The sequence below is a fragment of the Novilysobacter erysipheiresistens genome, assembly GCF_036663935.1.
GTDB lineage: Bacteria > Pseudomonadota > Gammaproteobacteria > Xanthomonadales > Xanthomonadaceae > Novilysobacter > Novilysobacter erysipheiresistens.
Genome location: NZ_JAXGFP010000001.1, coordinates 582769 through 598361, shown reverse-complemented (window position 1 = coordinate 598361; position 15593 = coordinate 582769). Strand labels below are relative to the sequence as shown.

The following is a 15593-nucleotide window of genomic DNA, read 5'->3' as shown; positions in this document are numbered from 1 at the left end:
CGCTGGGCGCCGGGATTCAACGCTCGGTCGCGGCCTTCCACGCGTCCTTCGCTTCCGCCCACCAGTAGCTCAGCTGCGCGCCAATGAAACCTGCGGGCTTCAACGCCGAAACCAGCCCGTAGTCGCTGAACTCCTGCCAGCGGGTATCCCCTTCCGCGATCGCCGATGCGACCACCTCGCCGGCGAACGTGGTCGGCGCGACCCCGTGACCGCCGAACGCTTGCGCCAGCCATAGGCCGTCGTCGATCCGGCCAACCTGCGGCATCTGGTGGCGCGCATAGCTCATGAGCCCGGACCAGGCGTGGTCGATGCCGATCCCGTCGAGTTGCGGGAATACCTTCAGCAGGTCGCGATATAACAGCCGTTTGACCGCATCGGGCGAGCGGTCCAGCACCGAGATCCGCCCGCCCCACAGCAGCCGGTTGTCCGGCAACGGCCGGTAGTAATCGAACGCGAAGCGGGTGTCGTAGACGGCCGCCCGCGTACTCATCACCTCGTCCATGCGCGTGCCGAGCGATTCGGTGACCATCACGTAGGTGGCAATCGGCATCACTCCGGCGTCGACCTTCGCTCGCAGGCCGGCGAGATAGCCGCCACAGGCCAGCACAACCTGTTCGGCCTCGAGTTCGCCTTGGGGCGTCCGCACCCGCCACTTCGCGCCGACGCGTTGGAGTGACACCGCCGGGCTGTGCTCATGCACCGCCACCCCGGACGCCGAGGCCCGTTCGGCCAGGCCGACCGCGTACTTCAACGGGTGGAAATGGAAGCCCTGGCGCTCGAACAACCCATCGGAATAGCGCTCGGTGTGCAGAAGCTCGCGCAACGCGGCTTGCGGCACCCATTCCCAGTCGACGCCGTAGTGTTCGGCAAGTAATTGTTGCCGCGCACGCGGGACCTCGGGGTCGCGGAACCAGTTGGCCCAGATCATCCCGGCCTCGGTGACATCGCAATCGATCGCGTGTTCCCGGATACGGCGGCGGATCAGTTCCACCGCGTCGAGCGTGCCGGTGTACAGCGCTTTCGCGCGACGCGGGCCGAGTTCGCGCAACAAGGCCTCCTCGCCACGGGAGAAACCGCCGAAGACGAACCCGCCATTGCGCCCCGACGCCCCGTGCGCGATCTCCTCGGCCTCCAGCAAAACCACGTCCGGTACGCCTCGTTCGGCGAGGCCCAGTGCCGTGTTGAGGCCGGCGAAGCCGCCGCCGATGATGCAGACACTGGCGTCGGCCGACCCGCTCAACGGCGCGCAAGGAACGCGTCCCTGCAGGGTAGATCGATAGTAGGAGGAAGCCGTCGGTCGATGCGTCTGAGCCATCCCTTGATGGTGACGCACCGGCGCAGGCTCTGCCACCCGGCGCCGGGCGGATAACTCACTGCAGTTCGGTGACGCCCATTTCCCGAAGCGCGTCCTGCATCAGTCCGGACGCGGCATCACTGAGTTTTTCGTGGTCGAGGGCATAACGGATGGTCGCCTCGATCAGGCCGATATGGGTGCCGCAGTCAAAACGGGTTCCCCGGAAGCGGTAGGCATTCACCGTCTCTTCGGCAAGCAACGCCGCGATCGCGTCGGTCAGCTGGATCTCGCCGCCAGCGCCCGGACGAGTGCTTTCGAGCAACTGGAAGATGCGCGGATTGAGCACGTAGCGGCCGACCACCGCCAGCGTGCTCGGCGCGTCGGCCGGCTGGGGCTTCTCGACCATCGCGGTGATGCGGCCCTGGCGCTCGGCGAAGTCTTCGGTGGCGACGATACCGTAACTGCCGGTCTTGTCGCGCGGCACGTCCTGCACCGCGATCATGCTCGCCCCACTCTCCTCCGCGGCGTCGGCCATCTGCTTCAGCGCGCCCGCGCCGCGGTTCCAGATTAGGTCGTCGGGCAGGATCACCGCGAACGGCTCATCACCCACGACGGGCTTCGCGCACAGCACCGCGTGCCCCAGGCCCAATGCCTCAGTCTGGGTCACGAACACGGCGCGCACGCCGCGCGGCAGCACGTTGCGGATCAGCTCCAGCTGTTCCGTCTTGCCGGCCCGCTCGAGCTTCTGCTCGAGCTCATAGGCCTTGTCGAAGTAGTCGGCAACGGCGTGCTTGTAGCGGTTGGTAACGAAGACCAACGTGTCGCAGCCGGCCTCGATCGCCTCGTCCACCGCGTACTGGATCAGCGGCCGATCGATGATCGGCAGCATCTCCTTGGGAACGGTCTTGGTGGCGGGGAGGAACCGGGTACCCAGGCCGGCAACGGGAAACACGGCCTTGCGGATGCGTGCAGCCATCAGGTCTTCCTTGCGATGCGGGATGGAAAGGCGACGACGGTGGCAGGCGGCTGCGACGCGGCGTGGTCGCCAATCGGCTGGAACTCGGGAACGAGCGCACGCAGCACGCGGCCCATGGCATCGCGGTCGTAACGATCGGAAGCTTCACGCAACTGTTGCATGCCGATTTCCATTCCCTGCATCGAAATCGCCCGAGGCTCGGCCAGCAGGATCTTCGGGTGCGCGGTGGCGCGATAGCGCTCGTCGGCGTGGAACAGGGTTTCGTGGAGCTTTTCGCCAGGACGCAAACCGGTATAGGTGATCGAGATGTCGCGACCGGGCTGCTTGCCGGCGAGGCGGATCATCTGCTCGGCCAGCACCCGGATCGGCACGGGCTCGCCCATGTCGAGGGTATAGATGGCTTCGTGGGTTCCGATCGCGGATGCCTGCAGGATCAACTGGCACGCTTCGGGGATGGTCATGAAGTAGCGGGTCACTTCCGGATCGGTCACGGTGACCGGTCCACCGTTGCGGATCTGTTCGCGGAACAACGGCACCACGCTGCCGGCGGAGTCGAGCACGTTGCCGAACCGCACGGTCACGAAGCGGGTGCCGCACTGGTCGGCCAATGCCTGGCAGGTCATCTCGGCCAGGCGCTTGGTGGCGCCAAGCACGTTGCCCGGATCCACGGCCTTGTCGGTCGAGATCAGCACGAAAGTGCCTACGCCGGTCTCGCGACAGGCACGCGCCAGCGTTTCGGTCGCCAGTACGTTGTTGCGCACCGCCTCGCGCAGTTGGGTTTCCAGCAGCGGCACATGCTTGTAGGCCGCCGCATGGAACACGGCTTCGGGTTCCGCTGTCTGCAACGCAAAGGCAATCACCGCCGGATCACCGCAGTCACCCAGTACCGGGATGTACTCCAGGTCGGGGAAGTCGCGGCGCAGGGAGGTCTCGGCACTGATCAGCGCCAGTTCGTCGCGCTCCACCAGCGTGATCCGGCGGGCGCCGTGGCGCGCGCATTGGCGGCACAGCTCGGAACCGATCGAACCACCCGCACCGGTCACGAGTACCGAGCGCGCCCCCAGCCAGCTGCGTATCGCCTTCCAGTCCGGCAGCACCGGCTGGCGGCCAAGGAGGTCCTCGATCGCGACCTCCTTGAGTTCGCCCGGCAACGATCGGCCCTCGAGCACGTCGCGCAGTCGCGGCACCATCCGGAACGGCAGGCCGGATTGCTCACAGGCCACCACCACACGTTGCATTGCATCGGCATCGGCCGACGGCATCGCGATCACCAGCAGCCTCGCGGCGGTCTCGCGCGCGATTTCGGCGACCTCGTCGATTCGGCCGAGTACCGGCACGCCCTGTACCTTGGAGCCGCGCAGTCGACTGGCGTCATCCAGGAAGCCGGCCGGCTGGTAGGTACCGAAACGCCGGAGGTCGCGCACCAGCGCTTCGCCGGCATGGCCGGCACCGAGGATCAGGATTCGTACGGACGCCTGCCCGCCACGATCCATGCGGCTGTCCTTCCAGGCGCGATACAGCAGCCGGGGCGCGCCCAGGAGACCCATCAGCACCAGCGGGTACAACACCAGCGCGATGCGCGACACCATCTCCCAGCGGTTGTACAGGCCCAATGCGAGCGCGATCGCGAACAGTCCGAATGCGCTCGCCTTGAAGATGTTCCACAAGTCGGGAACGCTGGCGAATCGCCACAACCCCCGGTACAGGCCGACCTGCCAGAACACCAGCCCCTGCGCGACCAGTACCACCGCGACCTCGGTCGACCACCACGACATCGCCGGCGGGTGCAACATCACCCCGAAGCGCAAACGATGCAGTCCCTGCCAGGCCACCCAAACCATCGCGAGGTCGTGCAGCACGACGGCAAGCCGCGGCGACCCACTCGACCACCAATCCTTCCAGGCACTCATTCGCTGCTCTTCTTCATCGGCACTCGTTCCGTTCCATTGCCACCGGTTTCCAATCGCTGCACCCACCACCATGCCAGGACCGCAGCCAGATACCACGCGACACAGATTCGCAACATGATAATCGCGGGAAGGCCATCCATCACGATCATGACGGCCACACCCGTTGCCGACCATGCAACGTAGGCCAGCGTGACGACAGCGTGACCCCTGCGTCGGGCCCACACCTGGTAGGCGTGCTGGGTGTGCGGGGTCCACCAGCGCTCGCCGCGGACCAGGCGACGCAAGAGGGTCAGACCGGCATCGACCAGGAACGGCGACAACGGCAGCATCAACGATATTGCGCCATTTCCCTGCCGGGCCACCGCGACCATGGCCAACGCGGCGATCGCAAATCCAATTGCGCCACTGCCCACATCGCCCATGAATATCCGCGCCTGGGGGAAGTTGAATGGAAGGAAGCCCAGGCAGGCCGCGGCCAGCGCCAGCGCAATCAACATCCAGACGCCGGCCCCCGCCAGCGCCACCGCCACCGCCACCGCGGCAAGCAATGCCTGGGTCGCGGCAATCCCATTGATGCCGTCCATGAAGTTCCAGACGTTGGTCAATACCACAGTCGCTGCAAACGCCGACAGCGATACCCATACATTGCCGAATCCATGCTGCATCGCCGCCGCGAATACCCCTCCTGCCAACACGTGCACCGACAGCCGCAGCCATGGCGAAAGCGGTCTGTGGTCGTCGATCCAGCCAACCGTCGCCACTAGCAGGGTTCCGACGGCGAAGGCCGTCATCAATATCGCCTGCCCGGGCGCCCGCAGCGCCAGCGCGACCGCCGCGACCACCAGCGCCAGCACGATCGCGATGCCGCCTCCGCGAGGCGTCGCGACGTCATGGCTGCGGCGCGCGCCGGGAAGGTCGAGCAGATTGCGCTGCAAGGCGTATCGCCGCGCCAGCCAGGTCCCGGCCGCACCGATTCCCGTGTGCAGGATCAACCAGCCCAGCATGCCGCTCAGACCACCGCGTAGTTCAACAATGGCTTGACCGAGCCCCATTCCTTGCAGCTCGGGCATTGCCAGTGGTGGCTGCGCGCACCGAAACCGCAACGGTTGCAGCGGTAGCTCGGATTGCGCACAAGCAGTTGGTCGGTGATGTGCTTGAGGTCGTGCAGGGTCGCCGCCGGATCGGCGCCTTCGGCCAGGGTCAGGTCTATCAGCGCCGCTTCGCCGCGAACCGATGGGCGGTCCTTGAGTTGCTGCGCGAGGTAGGCGCGCGCGGCGGGCACGCCGTCCTCGGCCTCAACCATGCGGGTCAACGCGAGCACCGGGGCGATGCCGCGGTAGTGCTCGCACATCTCTGCGAGGAATGCACGGGCACCCGTGGTGTCGGCGACCCGTTCATAGCTGGCCAGCAGCGCAGGCAACACTTCCGGGAGATAGTCCGGGTCGTGGCGGGACACCCGCTCGAACGCACGGATCGCGCCCGCATCGTTGCCGCGCTCGGTTTCCAGCCGCCCTTCCAGGATGCCGGCGCGCACCGAGTTGGCGTCGGCCTCGTAGGCGCGGGCGACGGCAGCGCGGGCGGCGTCGGCTTCGCCCGCGGCGCGGTGTCGATCGGCCAGTTCGCATTCGAACTGCGCGATCAGCTTGCCCATGGGCTCGGAAGTCGCGGCCTCGTAGCGCCGTGCGTTCTCGATCGCCTTGCCCCAGTCGCGCTCGGACTGGTAGATGTTGATGAGGTGGCGCAGCGCCAGCGGCGCGCGCATGTCGAGGTCGACCAGGTCGCTGAACACCGTTTCGGCACGGTCGAGCAGGCCCGAGCGCATGTAGTCCTCGCCCAATGCGAGCAATGCCTGGACCTTCTGCTGGTCGCTCAGGCCCGGGCGCTGCACCAGCGCCTGGTGCAATCGGATCGCGCGGTCGACCTCGCCACGTCGACGGAACAGGTGGCCGAGCGCGACCTGGGTCTCGAAGGTGTCCTTGTCGAGTTCGGCGATGTGCAGGAACAACTCGATCGCCTTGTCGGGCTGTTCGTTGAGCAGGTAGTTGAGGCCGCGAAAATAAGTGGTCGACAACCGGCTTACCTGGTTGTCGCTGTGGCGTTCACCGCCGCGCCGACCGATCACCCAGCCGCTGACCGCCGCGATCGGCAGCAACAGGAAGAACCAGAACCACTCGCTGATGAAGGCCACGGTCAGTCAGTCCCTGCGTCCAGCGGCGCGACGCGTTGCTGGCGTTCGACGCGCGCGAGGCGGCGACGCAACGGCAACACCAGGCTGGCGCTGATCGCCAAGCCGCCAATCAGTACGCCGATGAGCAAGGCCACGATCAGCGCGACCCCGAGATTGGTCGGGAGGTGGACGACGCCGAGGTCGATGGAAATGAGTTGGCGATTGAGCGCACCAACCACGGCGCCGAGCGCAAGACAGGCGAACGCCACGAGAAAACGGATCAAGCGCATGTCAGTCTCCGGACGGTTCCCTGTTCGGCAAATAGCTTAGCCGACCTGCAGCGCAGGGCGGCACCCCCGTGGCAACAACCGGCCTCAGTCGGCCTCGTCGAGCGGCGTCGCGTTACTGACGCGCTCGCGCAGTTCCTTGCCGGGCTTGAAATGCGGAACGTGCTTGCCGGGCAGCGCGACCGATTCACCGGTCTTGGGGTTGCGACCCAGCCGTGGTGGCCGGTAATGCAGCGAGAAACTGCCGAAGCCGCGGATCTCGATCCGCTCGCCGTTGGCCAGCGACCCACCCATCATCTCCAGCAGCGCCTTCACCGAAAGATCCACGTCCTCGCTCTTCAGGTGGGCCTGACGCTGGGCGAGTATCTCGATGAGTTCTGACTTGGTCATGGGCAGGACGACAGCTCGAATATGGCCAGGTCGAAAATCCCCTGGCAGAAAAAAGGACGGCCTGGCCGAAGCCGGGCCGTCCCCTTGTTACCGCATTACAGCGTGCATCAAACAGCCAATCCGGGAATTACTCGGACTTGTTGTTGAGCTGTTCGCGCAGCAACGCGCCCAGCTTGGTGGTGCCGCTGGCGGCGTCGGCCGAAGCCGCGGAAGAACGGTTGTAATCGGCCACGGCCTCCTGCATCTCCGCCTCGTCCTTGCCCTTGATCGACAGCTGCATCGTGCGGCCCTTGCGGTCCATGCCGATGAAGCGGGCTTCGATCTCGTCGCCAACCTTAAGCACCTTGCTGGCGTCGTCGACACGCTCCTTGGAGATGTCGCGGGCGGCCACGTAGCCCTCGATGCCGTCGGCCAGCTCGATCGTCGCGCCCTTGGCGTCGACTTCCTTGACCTTGCCGGTGACGACCGATCCGCGTGCGTTCGACGCCATGTACTGGCCGAACGGATCCTGCTCCATCTGCTTCACGCCGAGGCTGATGCGCTCGCGCTCCGGGTCGACCGCCAGCACCACGGCTTCAAGGGTGTCGCCCTTCTTGAAGTTGCGGACCAGCTCTTCGCCGGTGGTGTTCCAGCTGATGTCGGACAGGTGGACCAGGCCGTCGATGCCGCCGTCCAGGCCGATGAAGATGCCGAAGTCGGTGATCGACTTGATCTGGCCTTCGACCTTGTCGCCCTTCTTGTGCAGGACCGCGAAGGTCTCCCACGGATTGGACGAGACCTGCTTCATGCCCAGCGAGATGCGGCGACGCTCCTCGTCGACGTCGAGGACCATGACCTGGACCTCGTCACCGACCTGCACGATCTTGGACGGGTTGACGTTCTTGTTGGTCCAGTCCATCTCGGACACGTGGACCAGGCCCTCGACGCCCGGCTCGATCTCGACGAACGCGCCGTAATCGGTGACGTTGGAGACCTTGCCGAACACGCGGGTGTCGGCCGGGTAGCGGCGCGCGATGTTGTCCCACGGATCCTCGCCCAGCTGCTTGAGGCCGAGGCTGACGCGGTTGCGCTCGCGGTCGTACTTGAGCACACGGACGTCCATCTCCTGGCCGACTTCGACGACTTCGGACGGATGGCGCACGCGCTTCCAGGCCATGTCGGTGATGTGCAGCAGGCCGTCGATGCCGCCGAGGTCCACGAACGCGCCGTAATCGGTGAGGTTCTTGACCACGCCCTTCAGCACCGCGCCCTCGACCAGCTTCTCGAGCAGTTGCTCGCGCTCTTCCGAATGCTCGCTCTCGACCACCGCGCGGCGGGAGACGACGATGTTGTTGCGCTTGCGGTCCAGCTTGATCAGCTTGAACTCGAGTTCCTTGCCTTCCAGGTAGGTCGAGTCGCGCACCGGGCGCACGTCGACCAGCGAACCGGGCAGGAAGCCGCGGACGTCCTTGATGTCGACGGTGAAACCACCCTTGACCTTGCCGCTGATGCGGCCGGTGATGGTCTCGTTCTTCTCGAGCGCTTCCTCGAGCTCGTCCCACACCATCGCGCGCTTGGCCTTCTCGCGCGACAGCACGGTCTCGCCAAAGCCATTCTCGATGGAGTCGAGGGCGACCTTGACCTGGTCGCCCACGCCGACGTCGATCTCGCCGTCGTCGTTACGGAACTGTTCGATCGGCACGATGCCTTCGGACTTCAGGCCGGCGTTGATCACCACCACGTCGCCACGGACCTCGACGACGGTACCGACGACGATCGCGCCCGGCTTCAGCTTGGCCAGGTATTCCTGGCTCTGTTCGAACAGTTCTGCAAATGATTCGGTCATTGGAAATTATCCGTTTGAACACACGGGTCGCACCGGCTGCAGCGCAGCGCGTGGTCGACCCACCCGTTATGTGGTGCGATGGAACTGCACCATGTGTTGGTTGGTTTCCCGCCGCAGGATTGCGATCGGGGCTCTTCTGCTACGTGCGACTCAGGCCTCGCGCGCCGGCAACAGCGCCAGCACGCGATCGACCACCTCGTCGATGCCAAGCCCGGTGGTGTCGATGTGGACGGCGTCATCGGCCGGGCGCAACGGAGCCACCGCGCGACTGGCATCGCGGGCGTCACGGGCCAGGATCTCCCGTAGCAGACCAGCCAATGTAACGGAAACCCCCTTGTCATTCAACTGCTTATAGCGCCTTTCGGCCCGCTCCTCGGCGCTGGCGGTGAGGAACACCTTGTGGGCGGCATCCGGGAAGATCACCGTCCCCATGTCACGGCCATCGGTGACCAGGCCTGGCGGCTGCCGGAACGCGCGCTGGCGGGCTTTCAGGGCGGACCGGACCTCGGGGATCGCGGCGATGGCCGAGGCCGCGGCGCCGGCGGTCTCGGTACGCAGCTCGTCGGTGGCGTCGCTGCCGTTGACCAGCACCCGCAGCTCCTTGCCGTCGTCGCGGAACGCGATCTCGGTGTCGAAGGTGCAGCGCACCAGCGCAGCGGGGTCGGAGAGGTCGATGTCGCCCCAGCCGGCGGCGACGCCCACGGCCCGGTACAGCGCGCCCGAATCCAGGTAATGCCATCCCAGTCGCTGCGCGACCAGCCGGCTGATGGTGCCCTTGCCGGAGCCGGACGGTCCATCGATCGTGAGCACGGGGATGGTGGTGGTGTCGGTCGTTGTCATCGCCGTATTATGCGGGGCCGAGGCAGTTGCTTGCGCCTCCGGCCGGCCGACGGGACCCGTCGCAGGACGAAATTGCGCGCAAGCGCTTGATCCGGCTGGCAAACAGCCGCTAGAATAGGCGGCTTGCTCATTTATCCCTAGTTACCGAGGCTGTCATGAAGGTCCTGAACTCCCTGAAGTCGGCGAAGACCCGTCACCGCGACTGCAAAGTCGTCCGCCGTCGTGGCAAGGTCTTCGTGATCTGCAAGTCGAACCCGCGTTTCAAGGCGCGCCAGCGCTGAAACAGTAGGTATGCAAGGCGCTCCGGCGCCGAGGCATGCCTACCGGATGTGACTGCGCATTGCCAAGAAAGCCGCCTCCGGGCGGCTTTCCTGCTTTTCGGCCGCGACGTCGATTCGTGACGCGCATGCGCTGCCGCCAGTCGCGGCAGGCGCTTACAATCCGGGCACTTGCCAAGGGGAAAGGGGAATTACATGAAAGCTGCCAAAACGCTGATCGTCGCGCTGCCACTGTTCGCCACGCTGGCCCTTGCCGGCACCGCCTCCGCCGAAACCCTGCTGATCGAGCGTGTGCAGGAAGAGAACACTGCCACCCTGCCCGCCCGCGGCCAGAGCATGGCGCAGATCGAGGCCGCCTATGGCGCTCCGGCCCAGCGCATGGATCCGCGCGGCGGCCAGAAGAGCCAGTGGCCGACGATCAACCGCTGGGTCTACCCCGCGTTCACCGTCTACTTCGAGAACACCCGGGTGATCGACGTCGTCGCCAACAAGGCCGACGCCAGCGAGATCGGCCCGAAGCCGCCCATCCTCTGATACGAGCCGCCGCCACCGATGAGTGAGTCCCTCCGTTTTCCCGCCGAATGGGAACCCCAGTCGGCGGTCCTGATCGCGTGGCCGCATGCCGATACCGACTGGGCCGAGCGGCTTGGCGAGGTCGAGGAGACCTACATCGCGCTGGTCGCGGCGATCACCCGCTTCCAGCCGATCCTCATCTGCGTCGCCGATGACGACGTCCAGGCCTACGCGCGGGCGCGGCTGTCGTCGGCACGGATCGACATGGAGCGGGTGCGTTTCATCGAGATCGCCTACGACGACACCTGGCTGCGCGACTCCGGGCCGATCAGCCTGCGCGGCCGCGACGGCTTCCGGCTGCTCGACTTCCGCTTCACCGGCTGGGGCGGCAAGTTCGAGGCCACTCGCGACGACCAGCTCGTCGAGGGTCTGCTCGACATCGACACGTTTTCCAACAGCTCGCGGCAATCCATTGATTTCGCACTGGAAGGCGGCGCGATCGAAACCGATGGTGCCGGCACCCTGTTGACCACCTGGAAGTGCCTGAACGAGCGTCACCCCGACGCCAGCCGCGCGTCGCTCGACGCCCGACTGGCCGACTGGCTGCACCAGGACCGCGTGCTCTGGCTCGATCACGGCTACCTGGAAGGCGACGACACCGACGCCCATATCGACACCCTCGCCCGTTTCGCCGCGCCCGACGCGATCGTCTACCAGGCCTGCGACGACCCGACCGATTCGCACCACGCCGAGCTGCAGGCGATGGCCGCCGAACTGGCCGCCCTGCGCACCCGCGAGGGCCAGCCCTACCGGCTGTTCCCGCTGCCGTGGCCGCAGCCGGTGATCGACCAGGGCCGCCGCCTCGCCGCCAGCTATGCGAACTTCCTGATCATCAACGGCGCGGTGCTGATGCCGGCCTACGACGACCCGGCCGACCGCGAGGCCGCCGCCGTGCTTGAAAAAGCCTTCCCCGGCCGCGAGATCGTTCCCGTGCCGTGCCGTTCGCTGATCTGGCAGAACGGCAGCCTGCACTGCATCACCATGCAATTGCCCGAAGGCCTCGTCTGATGTCCAAGCCCACCCGCACCCTGCCCGTCGCCCTGATCCAGGAACGCGCCGTCATCGACCGCGGCGAAGGCAATGCCGACGCCAACCTCACGGTGATCGAGCAGCGCGTCGCCGAGGCGGCAAAACAGGGTGCGAAGCTGGTGCTGCTGCAGGAGCTGCACAACGGCGCCTATTTCTGCCAGCACGAATCGGTGGACGAGTTCGACCGCGCCGAGCCGATCCCCGGCCCCAGCACCGAGCGCCTCGGCAAGCTCGCGAAACAACACGGCGTGGTGCTGGTCAGCTCGCTGTTCGAGCGCCGCGCGGCCGGGCTGTACCACAACACGGCGGTGGTGTTCGACGCCGACGGCAGCACCGCCGGCAAGTACCGCAAGATGCACATCCCGGACGATCCCGGCTTCCAGGAGAAGTTCTACTTCACCCCGGGCGACATGGGGTTCGAGCCGATCGACACCTCGGTCGGCCGCCTCGGCGTGCTGGTCTGCTGGGACCAGTGGTATCCGGAGGGCGCACGGCTGATGGCGCTGGCCGGCGCCGAGTTGCTGCTGTACCCGACCGCGATCGGCTGGGATCCCGACGACGACCAGGCCGAGAAGGGCCGCCAACGCGATGCCTGGATCCTCAGCCACCGCGGCCATGCGGTCGCCAACGGCCTGCCGGTGCTGTCGTGCAACCGGGTCGGCCACGAGCCGTCGCCGCTGGACGCGTCGGGCATCGACTTCTGGGGCAGCAGCCATGTGCTCGGGCCGCAGGGCGAGTTCCTCGCCGATGCCGGCGGCGAGCCGGAAATCCTGATGGCCGAAGTCGACCTGCAACGCAGTGAACACGTGCGACGGATCTGGCCGTTCCTGCGCGACCGCCGGATCGATGCCTACGGCGACCTGTTGAAGCGATACCGCGACTAGGACAGACCCTGTAGGAGCGGCTTCAGCCGCGATCGGGAAACCGGACGAGCGACCCGGCATCCGATCGCGGCTGAAGCCGCTCCTACAGAAGACGACGAACGGTCGCGCCAGATCGAACGGTCGTGCTATTTTTCCGGCATGACCACTGCCGCCGCCACCGCCAAGGGTGCCGCCACCCGCGAAGCGATCCTCGACCATGCCTACGCCATCGCCTGTTCGGCCGGGTTGGAAGGCCTGTCGATCGGGGCGCTGGCGCAGGGGGTCGGCATGTCCAAGAGCGGCCTATTCGCCCATTTCGGCTCGCGCGAAGACCTGCAACTGGCGGTGCTGGACGACGCGGCCCGCCGGTTTGTCGCCCACGTCTTCCAGCCGGCCCTGAGCCGACCGCGCGGACTGGCACGCTTGCGGGCGATCGTCGAGCAGTGGTTCGACTGGGTGCGCCACGCCGATGACGGCGGCTGCCTGTTCCTGGCGGCGGTCGGCGAATACGACGATCGCCCGGGACCGCAACGAGACCTGCTGTTGCGACAGGACCGGCAATGGCGACAGGCGCTCGCCCATGCGGTGTCGCTGGCCGTCGACAACGGCGAGCTGCTTGCCGACACCGACGTCGAACAGCTCGCGTTCGAGATCTACGCGCTGCCGCTACTGGTCCATCACGATGCCGGCCTGTACGGCTACGAGTCCACGGTTGCGCGTGGTCGACGCGCGTATGACCGCTTGATCGACACCTACTCCCCCCACTGAAGACCTGCCCGAGGTTCCGCCATGTCCAAGCCATCGATCAAAATTAGCACGATCGTTCGTACTTTTATTGCATGGAAACTGATGCGGCTGCGATTCCAACTGGGCGGTCGGCTGATGCCGCGAACCACCGTGGAACGTGCTGGGTCGATGTTCTGCACGCCCTACCCCGGATCCCGGCGGCGCGCCCAAGCCGCGCCGATCGACGACGCCCGCTTGGCAAGCTGCGAGGGCGCCGGCACGGCCGTCGCCGAATACGTCTGGGGTGACCCAACCGCCCAGCCCTACGTCCTGTTTGCCCACGGCTGGTCCAGCTACGGCGCGCGCATCCTGCCGTGGGTTGGTTCCTTGCGCGCCGCTGGGTATGCCGTGGTGGCGTTCGACCAGGCCGCCCACGGCCGTAGCGACGGCAACCAGACCAACCTGCCGGAGTTCACCGCGCGGCTGCTCGAGGTCGGTCGCCGCCATGGCCCGGCAGCGGCGGTCATCGGCCACTCGCTCGGCGGCGCCGCGGCCGGCCTGGCGTTGGCGCGCGGCTTGCAGGCCGACTGCGCGGTGCTGGTCGCACCGGCCGCCGATCCGGTCGATGCGGGACGGCGGTTCGCGCGCGAGATCGGCCTGCCCGATCATTTGCGCCAACGCGTGTTCGAGATGTTCGAGGCGCGTCTGTCAATGCGCTTCGCCGACCTGCAGGCCGAGAACAACGCACCCGGCATCGACCGGCCGGCGCTCGTCGTGCATGACCTCGAAGACCGCGAGGTCCCGTGGTCCGAAGGCGAGCGCTGGGCCTGCCACTGGCCGCGCGCGCGACTGTTGAGCACGCGCGGGCTGGGCCACCACCGGATCCTGGACGACGCGGGCGTCATTGCCGCCGCACTGGGATTCCTGCGTGGCCAGAGTGTGGGCGAGCGGGTGGTGTCTTCGCCGGACCTGGCCCGCAGCGTAGCCTGAACCCCGGCGCCGGCGGCGTTTGCCGGGCCTGCGGCCAAGCCCTAAGCTGCGCTGTTCACGCGCACCGACGCGCCCATCCCGCACCCGCGCAGACGGCACCGCACGCGCCGCGCGCCCCGAATCGATCCCCCATGCCCGCAGCCATTTCCCGCCCCCTTCCCTGTCGCCCAATTGTCGCCACCGCGGGTGTCCGCCGTGGCTGAGTTGCTGTCGGAAGACGCGGTGTTGCAGGGCCAGCCGCACGCAATCGTCGAGCGCGACGGCGTCCGCTACACGCTGCTGGGCACCGCCCACGTGTCGCGGGCCAGCGTCGAAGCGGTGCGCGAGGCGATCGCCGGCGGCGACTACGACGCAGTTGCGGTGGAGCTGGACGAGGCGCGGCTGCAGGCACTCAGCGATCCGAACGCGCTGGCCAAGCTCGACTTGATCCAGGTCCTGCGCAGCGGCCGCACCGCGATGTTCGCCGCCAACCTCGCGCTGTCGGCGTACCAGCGGCGGCTGGCCGAGCAACTGGGCATCGAACCCGGCGCAGAGTTGAAGCAGGCCGTCCTTGACGGCCGGGGACGTGGCTTGCCGGTGCACCTGATCGATCGCGAGGTCGGCCTGACCTTCAAGCGCGCCTCGGCCCGGCTGGGCTTCTGGGGCCGGGCCAAGCTCGGCGGCGGACTGCTCGCCTCGCTGCTCGCGTCCGACGATGTCGGCGCCGAGGAGATCGAGAAGCTCAAGCAGGGCGACATGCTGGAAGCGAGTTTCAGCGAGTTCGCCAGCGAAAGTCCGGCAATTTACGAAACCGTGATCGCCGAACGCGACCGCTACATGGCCGCGCGCCTGCGCGAGACCGCTGGCGATGCCCGCGAGGTGCTGGCGGTGGTCGGCGCCGGCCACCTGCAGGGTCTCGCCCAACACCTGCGCGAGGAAACTCGACCGGCGGATGCGGTCCGCGCGGAACTCGAAGCGCTGCCGCCCAAGAGCGGCATCCCGTGGTTCACCATCGTGCTGGCGACCTTCGTGGTCGGCGGCTTTGCCTGGGGCTTCTGGCAGGGCGGGCTCGATGTCGGTTCCGACCTGCTGCTGCAGTGGGTGCTGGCGACCGGCGTGCTGGGTGCGATCGGTTGCGCGATCGCCGGCGGCCATCCGTTGAGCATCCTGGTCGCATTCCTCGCCTCGCCGATCACCCCGCTGCACCCGGCGCTGGCATCGGGCACCCTCAGCGCACTGACCGAGGCCTGGCTGCGCAAGCCGACCTACGCCGACTTCATGGCCCTGCGCGACGACGTGCAGACCGTGCGCGGCTGGTGGCGAAACCGGGTCGCGCGGGTGCTGCTGAACTTCTTCCTGACCAGCCTGGGCACCGCGATCGGGGTGTGGACCGGTGGGCTGCAGATGTTGAATACGTTGTTCTGAGGAGTAGCCCGCACCCCCGTGTAGGAGCGACGTGAGTCGCG

Annotated in this window: 16 protein-coding genes; 7 read left to right on the top strand and 9 right to left on the bottom strand. The window is 67.0% G+C overall.

From position 1 onward, the window contains the following. Nucleotides 1-16: 16 nt before the first annotated feature. From SNE34_RS02935 to cmk, 9 genes are all read right to left on the bottom strand, one after another. Nucleotides 17-1240: an NAD(P)/FAD-dependent oxidoreductase gene (locus SNE34_RS02935; protein ID WP_332614517.1), complete on the bottom strand. Its 1224-nt coding sequence runs from the start codon at nucleotides 1238-1240 to the stop codon at nucleotides 17-19. A 130-nt stretch (nucleotides 1241-1370) separates the two neighbouring features. Further along, nucleotides 1371-2270: a UTP--glucose-1-phosphate uridylyltransferase GalU gene (galU, locus tag SNE34_RS02930; RefSeq protein ID WP_332614515.1), complete on the bottom strand. Its 900-nt coding sequence runs from the start codon at nucleotides 2268-2270 to the stop codon at nucleotides 1371-1373. Continuing rightward, nucleotides 2270-4180 carry a polysaccharide biosynthesis protein gene (locus SNE34_RS02925; protein ID WP_332614514.1) on the bottom strand — a complete coding sequence of 637 codons (1911 nt, stop codon included), beginning with the start codon at nucleotides 4178-4180 and terminating at the stop codon, nucleotides 2270-2272. Before SNE34_RS02925 ends, galU begins: the two co-directional genes overlap by 1 nt. Next, nucleotides 4177-5184, bottom strand: coding sequence for an MraY family glycosyltransferase (locus SNE34_RS02920; RefSeq protein WP_425604443.1), 1008 nt, complete (start codon nucleotides 5182-5184; stop codon nucleotides 4177-4179). Before SNE34_RS02920 ends, SNE34_RS02925 begins: the two co-directional genes overlap by 4 nt. A 5-nt stretch (nucleotides 5185-5189) precedes the next feature. Further along, nucleotides 5190-6368 (bottom strand): lipopolysaccharide assembly protein LapB, encoded by a 1179-nt coding sequence (lapB, locus tag SNE34_RS02915; RefSeq protein WP_332614510.1) that lies wholly within the window; start codon nucleotides 6366-6368, stop codon nucleotides 5190-5192. 2 nt (nucleotides 6369-6370) lie between these two features. Then, the gene (locus SNE34_RS02910; protein ID WP_332614508.1) at nucleotides 6371-6637 is read right to left on the bottom strand and encodes a LapA family protein; all 267 of its coding nucleotides are present in this window, start codon (nucleotides 6635-6637) and stop codon (nucleotides 6371-6373) included. A gap of 84 nt (nucleotides 6638-6721) precedes the next feature. Then, nucleotides 6722-7024 (bottom strand): integration host factor subunit beta, encoded by a 303-nt coding sequence (locus tag SNE34_RS02905; RefSeq protein WP_332614507.1) that lies wholly within the window; start codon nucleotides 7022-7024, stop codon nucleotides 6722-6724. A gap of 127 nt (nucleotides 7025-7151) precedes the next feature. Continuing rightward, entirely contained in the window at nucleotides 7152-8849 is a 1698-nt protein-coding gene (rpsA, locus tag SNE34_RS02900; RefSeq protein ID WP_332614506.1) for a 30S ribosomal protein S1, read from the bottom strand. Between the two features lie 150 nt (nucleotides 8850-8999). After that, nucleotides 9000-9689 carry a (d)CMP kinase gene (cmk, locus tag SNE34_RS02895; RefSeq protein ID WP_332614504.1) on the bottom strand — a complete coding sequence of 230 codons (690 nt, stop codon included), beginning with the start codon at nucleotides 9687-9689 and terminating at the stop codon, nucleotides 9000-9002. A 155-nt stretch (nucleotides 9690-9844) separates the two neighbouring features. On the opposite strand from cmk, the gene ykgO reads away from it, so the two are divergent. The 7 genes from ykgO (at nucleotide 9845) to SNE34_RS02860 (ending at nucleotide 15552) form a co-directional block, all read left to right on the top strand. Next, nucleotides 9845-9970, top strand: coding sequence for a type B 50S ribosomal protein L36 (gene ykgO / locus SNE34_RS02890; RefSeq protein WP_091238229.1), 126 nt, complete (start codon nucleotides 9845-9847; stop codon nucleotides 9968-9970). A 192-nt stretch (nucleotides 9971-10162) separates the two neighbouring features. Beyond that, nucleotides 10163-10501, top strand: coding sequence for a hypothetical protein (locus SNE34_RS02885; protein WP_332614497.1), 339 nt, complete (start codon nucleotides 10163-10165; stop codon nucleotides 10499-10501). 18 nt (nucleotides 10502-10519) lie between these two features. After that, nucleotides 10520-11548 carry an agmatine deiminase family protein gene (locus SNE34_RS02880; protein WP_332614496.1) on the top strand — a complete coding sequence of 343 codons (1029 nt, stop codon included), beginning with the start codon at nucleotides 10520-10522 and terminating at the stop codon, nucleotides 11546-11548. Further along, the gene (locus SNE34_RS02875) at nucleotides 11548-12453 is read left to right on the top strand and encodes a carbon-nitrogen hydrolase (protein ID WP_332614494.1); all 906 of its coding nucleotides are present in this window, start codon (nucleotides 11548-11550) and stop codon (nucleotides 12451-12453) included. Before SNE34_RS02880 ends, SNE34_RS02875 begins: the two co-directional genes overlap by 1 nt. 138 nt (nucleotides 12454-12591) lie before the next feature. After that, complete coding sequence (locus SNE34_RS02870) at nucleotides 12592-13200, top strand: TetR/AcrR family transcriptional regulator (protein WP_332614492.1); 609 nt, start codon at nucleotides 12592-12594, stop codon at nucleotides 13198-13200. 81 nt (nucleotides 13201-13281) lie between these two features. Beyond that, nucleotides 13282-14148: an alpha/beta hydrolase gene (locus tag SNE34_RS02865; RefSeq protein WP_332614491.1), complete on the top strand. Its 867-nt coding sequence runs from the start codon at nucleotides 13282-13284 to the stop codon at nucleotides 14146-14148. 186 nt (nucleotides 14149-14334) lie between these two features. Next, nucleotides 14335-15552 (top strand): TraB/GumN family protein, encoded by a 1218-nt coding sequence (locus SNE34_RS02860; RefSeq protein WP_332614489.1) that lies wholly within the window; start codon nucleotides 14335-14337, stop codon nucleotides 15550-15552. Nucleotides 15553-15593: the final 41 nt, after the last annotated feature.